This window comes from Candidatus Cloacimonadota bacterium (assembly GCA_034661015.1).
GTDB lineage: Bacteria > Cloacimonadota > Cloacimonadia > JGIOTU-2 > JGIOTU-2 > JAYEKN01.
The window spans coordinates 3,300-9,142 of the sequence record JAYEKN010000123.1 but is presented as its reverse complement, the minus strand read 5'-3'; the positions used below and the strand labels follow the sequence as shown (position 1 = coordinate 9,142).

The window sequence follows — 5,843 nt, the reverse complement described above, 5'->3', positions numbered from 1 at the left end:
TTTTTCACCGCCGAGAACGGAGAGAACGCAGAGTTTTTCATCTAATTTTTCTTTTTGGTCTTTTTGATTTTTACTTTTTTCTTTTTACTTTTTTCTTCTCCCTTTTCCCTTCTCCCTTTTCCCTCCTCCCTTTTTTGTATATTTTCATTTACCGAATTCATATAGGTGTTAATAGGTGGTTAATTTTAAAATTCTTCTTCACTTTTCCCCTCTCTCGTCATCAAATTTCTGAGAGCTTGTTGAGGTGAAAGACCCTCAAATAATACCCGATATATTTGCCGTGTGATTGGCATATCAATTCCGAATTTTTCACTTAGGTAATAAACGGATTTTGTAGTTTTAACTCCTTCAGCGACCATTTCCATCCCGTCAATTATTTTTTGAAGGGATTTTCCTTTTGCAAGGAGAACACCTACGTGCCTGTTTCTACTGTGTTCACTCCCACAAGTAACAATCAAATCGCCGATTCCTGAAATGCCTGAAAAAGTATGGGGATTGGCTCCAAACTTTATACCCAAACGGGTGATTTCGCGAAGACCCCTTGCAATCAAAGCAGCTGCTGCATTGTCGCCGAGATTCATTCCGCTGGAAATACCGGCTCCAATCGCAATTATATTTTTTGTAGATCCACCCAATTCAACCCCTACCAAATCATTGCTGGTATAAACTCGAAAAAAATCTGTCATAAAAATATTTTGTATTTGTTTTGCAAATTCTTTACTCTTTGAGGCTGCTACGATTGTTGCCGGAAGTTTTTTGCTAACTTCTTCCGCATGAGTTGGTCCGGAAAGTGTAAGAATATTTTCATATGAAATTCCGGTTGCATCGTGAATCACTTCGGACATTCTCATTAAAGAACCGTTTTCTATTCCCTTTGCCACATTTACGATCTGCTTTCCTGCAAGAAGATTTTTTTCACTCTCGCAGATTTTTCTGATAATGTGCGAAGGAACCGCCAGTAAGATTATATCACCATTTTCCACAACAAAATCCAAATCGTTCGAAATTTTCATACGATATTTACTATTCGCATTATCAGGGAAATGGCATCCGGGGAGAAATATTTTATTTTCTCGATATTTCTCCATACCCTCGGCTCGGTTTTTTATCCATTCCCAGCCAAAAACAGAAAATCCCTTTTCAGCGAGAAGAATTGCAAGAGTTGTCCCCCAACTTCCCATACCTATTACTGATATTTTTTTCATCATTAAGTTCCTTTTTTTCATCATATTTTAAACACAGATCTCGCCCTATGCTGCTTTTTCTTTTGTAGTTTCATCAAACAATGTCTCACACCATTATTTACAAATCCCAAATCAATTCTTGTTCCCAAGCCTTCCCGAAAGCTTTCGGGAGGAACGCAAGCCTTGCTTCGCAAGGCACCGACTTGTGGCTAAATTCTATTGCCATGAAAAGTTAGATCCTTTTTTTTTCTTACTTTATTTCAGGTTGACTATATATTTTCGTCAAGCTGGGGCTTGACATCAAATTGTGTTCCCAATCCGCCAGCTGGCGGATGGGAACAAGTTAATAATAAGGCTTGGGAACAAGTGATGAATAGGGCTTTGGAACAGATGAAGAAAAGGGATTGGTGGTCAAGTGAAGAATAAGGATTGGGAACATGTAAAGAATAAATGGGATTGAGGATATGTAAAAGAAAAAAGAATTTTTAAAATGAAAATTCAAGCACATCTTTAAAATAGTCCACAAAATTAGCTTTGATTCCCTTTTTGATATATTTGGGTAATTCATCAAAATCTCTTTTATTATCAAGTGGGAATATCAAATTAAAAACTCCTACGCGTCTGGCGGCAATCGTTTTTTCTTTTAATCCCCCTATAGGGAGTACTTTGCCGGTAAGAGTTAATTCACCCGTCATAGCAAAATTCTCTTTAACAGGTTTGTTTGTTGCCAAAGAATAGAGAGCCAAAGCCATGGTAATTCCTGCAGAGGGACCGTCCTTTGGGGTTGCTCCAGCCGGCACATGAAGATGAATGAAGTTCTGATTGAAAAAATCCTTATATTTATCATTTTCAGATAAAATAGAACGAATGTATGAGTAAGCAATTTCGGAAGATTCTTTCATCACATTTCCGAGTTGACCGGTTTGCTTGAATCCATTTTGCTTGCTTTTTATCGCATTTGCTTCGATGTATAAAGTTGTTCCGCCGAGTGATGTCCATGCAAGTCCCAGAGTAACACCGGGGATTGGTCTATGATACAATTTTTCCGTAAAAAACATAGGTTTTCCCAAAAAATCTTCTACATTGCGAATACTGATAGAATATTTCTTTTTTAACTTTTCCGCCTGAAGCAAAGTTACCTGTCGCATAATTTTTTTTATCTGATTCTCCAGACCGCGAACTCCGGCTTCTCTGGCATAATTATCGGCAATAAATTCAATCGCCTTTGGGGTTATCTTTACTTCTTTTGCTTTAAGTCCGTGCTTTTTCCTTTGACGCGGAATAAGATAGCGATGTGCAATTTCCACTTTTTCTTGTAGAATATAGCCGGAAAGTTTCACCACTTCCATTCTATCCAACAATGGTCTTGGAATTGTGTCTAACTGATTTGCAGTTGTGATAAACAATATTTTGGAAAGGTCGAAACGCACATCAAGATAATGATCGAGAAACTCAAAATTCTCTTCGGGATCAAGAACTTCGAGCAAAGCAGAAGCCGGATCTCCCCGAAAACCATTTCCCACTTTATCAATTTCATCGAGCATGATAACGGGATTTGAAGTACCGGTTCTTTTCAAACTTTGGATTATCTTACCCGGCATTGCACCAACATAAGTTCTTCGATGCCCTTTTATCTCAGCTTCGTCTCGCATTCCACCAAGTGAAAAACGGAAAAATTTCCTGTTTAAGGCACGTGCCACAGAACGTCCCAAAGAAGTTTTTCCCACTCCCGGAGGACCTATAAGACAAAGAATAAAACCAGCAACTGTTTTGCGTTTCTTGATCGTACTGATAAATTGCAGGATAAGTTCTTTCACGTCTTCCAACCCATAATGATCTTCGTTCAAAATCTTTCTTGCTTTCTTAATATCAAGATGATCTTGGGAGTATTTCCCCCATGGCAATTCTGTAAGAATGTCAAGGTAAGAACGTGTTACATTATATTCAGGAGAAGAAGGAGGCAACATTTGCAATTTTTGTAGCTCCGCCTGAATAGTTTTTGACGCTTCTTGGGTCAATATCAGATCCTTAATTCTATCTTTGAATTTTTCGATTTCTGCGGTCTTATCATCCATTTCCAGACCCAATTCTTTTTTAATGATCTTCAGCTGTTCGTTTAAAAAAAATTCCCGCTGTTGCTTGGAAATTTTCTCTTCAATTTGATTTTCAATATCCTGTTGCAAATGAGTTAACTCTAATTCCTTTTTCAGAAGAGTGAGAATTTTTTTACTTCTTTCTATCAAATCAAATGCTTCGAGTACATCCTGAAGTTCCTCTGCATCACTGTGAAGAATTGAAGCAACAAGATCCAGCAATTGGGCTGTGTTATTATATGAAATTTGCGACATCACGATCTTGAGCTGCTCCTGAAATATCTGATCCCGTTTATACATCTCTTTTAGAGCTGACATAATCGCCATTGTATAGGCACGCAATTCGTCCGAAGGTTCAACCGTTTCCTCAGAATGGTATTTTATTTTCCATTTCAAAATATGCTTGTTCCACTCTGTCCGTTGATAAGAAAATCTTTCTAAGCCTTGTGTTAAAAGTTGAATGGAATTATCCGCAGCATGATTCATTTTATGAATCTTAACCACTGTCCCAACAGAATATAATTTGGACTTAAGAAAATTTTCATTGTTAATTTCATCAATTAAGACTATACCGAGAAATCCCTTTTCTTTTTCGTAGGCTCGCTTCACGATTTTGAGGTGTGTTTCACCAGAGAACGTAAGCGGAAGCATCATTCCCGGGAAAACGGGACGTTTATTAATTGGTAAAACCAGCAATTTGTCTGGTAAAATATCGGAAACAATGACCAGATTAGAATTTTGATTATCTTGCTCCTTTTCTAAATTTTCTTTGGTGTCTTTATTCATATAATCTCCAAAAATTTTTATTCAATTATTTGTTTACAAATTTTACAATACGAGAAATATTTATCAATATTTCTGTAAATTTTATTTTAATAAAAATTGGGATTTTGCAATATTGCGAAAAGGATTATACGTTTTTTGTTTTGAGAATGGCGACGTTGGAAATGATGTGTCGTTCATCGAAGGCGACGTTTGCTAACGTCGCCTTATCCGTTTTTTGAAATAAAAACCTTTCTGCCAAATTTTAAAAACCTTTGTGTTCCCCCACCGTTTCTAATTATTTCTAAAATTCTTTCATCATATTTTTTGAATACTGATCCGAAGATAAATTTCATGTTTTTGTATTCCAAAATTTTCTGATGCATAATTGAGGAAGGACCAAGCATAAAAATCTCGCAATTCGAGTTTGTATTTCTAATTAGATCCACAAAAGTTTTATTGAAAATCGCAGTACCGGTAAGAATGATCGCATCTGCTTTTTTAAGATATTTTTTTTGTTCTGAAATAGGAGTCAAAATTTCATCCGTCTTGTTCAAATCAAATATGTTAATCGGGATACCGGCATTTTGAAGTTTCCGCACAATCGGATAAAAAAGCCCTATCATTACCAAACTTTTATACTGGGAAAAATCAATTAACTCAAACATATCACCACCATTATCGTATTGATTTGAATAATTTAGCAAGGCGTTGAAATAGGCGGTGAGTAAAATCCTATGATGAAAATTATTCATATCAGGAATTTTTAAGTCATGCTTTTTGAGTGATATTTTCGATCTCAAGTTTGCACAAACGCCGATGTTCCCATTTGTTAGCATGACTGCAGAATATTTTGCGCCACAAGAAATTTGATCTATTTTGCCAATATCAAGGCTATATTTGTCCAATAAAAATTGCAGTGGATCGGGTTGTGCTTTTTTCATATTAAAATATTTTTTACAACGAAATACCCCGGTTAAATACACAAACCAATTTAACGGGGCAGGCACGAAAAAACACGAAATGATTTTGTGAAATTAAATAGAATTATCATTTTTTAGGCTATATCATTTTCTAATCTTTACTGCAAAGCAGTTAAGTAAAATAGGCTAGAGTTGATTTGCTACCCCAGTGAAATAAATGAAAAATCATTATTCGCTGAAAGCGATTGATAATTCTTCATTAATCTTTTGTCGGAACAAATGTATTTCATTATTATTGGAGGGTTAAAGGAATAAAATTAATCACACATCCAAAGTTTGGAAAATCGTCATGCATTAGATTATCGCATATTTTTTCTGAAAATATAAAATTGTGTTCTTCAATTTCTGAAATTACATCTTCTAAGGATAAATTTTTAAATTCCGCATTAGGACAATCGGTTTTTATATGCTTTGGATAAACACTGAGCAATGCTTTTGGTTTTAACACCCGAAATGCTTCTGTAAAAATCAACTTTCTTTGATCTTTTGTAAGCATGTGGAGAATATCATAAAACAAAACCGCATCAAAAAAATTATTTGGGAAATCTAATTGCAAATTACCATCTGTATTGACAATTTTAATATTTTCCAAACCCAGATTTTTTGATCTGTTTTGCAAAGTATTCAAAGCAGATTTATTTTTATCCAAAGAAAATACTTCTCCATTTTTCCCTACAATTTTAGCAGCAGGTAGGCTGTAAGTTCCTCTTCTTGCCCCAAAATCAAGCAGATGAAAATCCTTTCGGATGCCAACTTTTTTCAAAAAAGTTACTCCTTTATTTTTTTCCCAATTTTGCATATTAGAATTCCTTAAACTACTA

General features: G+C 35.4%; 4 protein-coding genes. All 4 read right to left on the bottom strand.

Translation table 11 applies throughout. The annotated features are described in order from the left end of the window. Nucleotides 1-185: 185 nt before the first annotated feature. Nucleotides 186-1,208 carry an NAD(P)H-dependent glycerol-3-phosphate dehydrogenase gene (locus tag U9P79_05070; GenBank protein ID MEA2103999.1) on the bottom strand — a complete coding sequence of 341 codons (1,023 nt, stop codon included), beginning with the start codon at nucleotides 1,206-1,208 and terminating at the stop codon, nucleotides 186-188. Between the two features lie 461 nt (nucleotides 1,209-1,669). Beyond that, nucleotides 1,670-4,063 (bottom strand): endopeptidase La, encoded by a 2,394-nt coding sequence (gene lon / locus U9P79_05065; protein ID MEA2103998.1) that lies wholly within the window; start codon nucleotides 4,061-4,063, stop codon nucleotides 1,670-1,672. A gap of 203 nt (nucleotides 4,064-4,266) precedes the next feature. Further along, on the bottom strand, nucleotides 4,267-4,983 hold the full coding sequence (locus U9P79_05060) for a DUF364 domain-containing protein (protein MEA2103997.1): 717 nt from the start codon (nucleotides 4,981-4,983) through the stop codon (nucleotides 4,267-4,269). Between the two features lie 271 nt (nucleotides 4,984-5,254). Beyond that, nucleotides 5,255-5,843 (bottom strand): class I SAM-dependent methyltransferase (locus U9P79_05055; GenBank protein ID MEA2103996.1); only part of this gene is annotated, 589 nt, incomplete at its 5' end.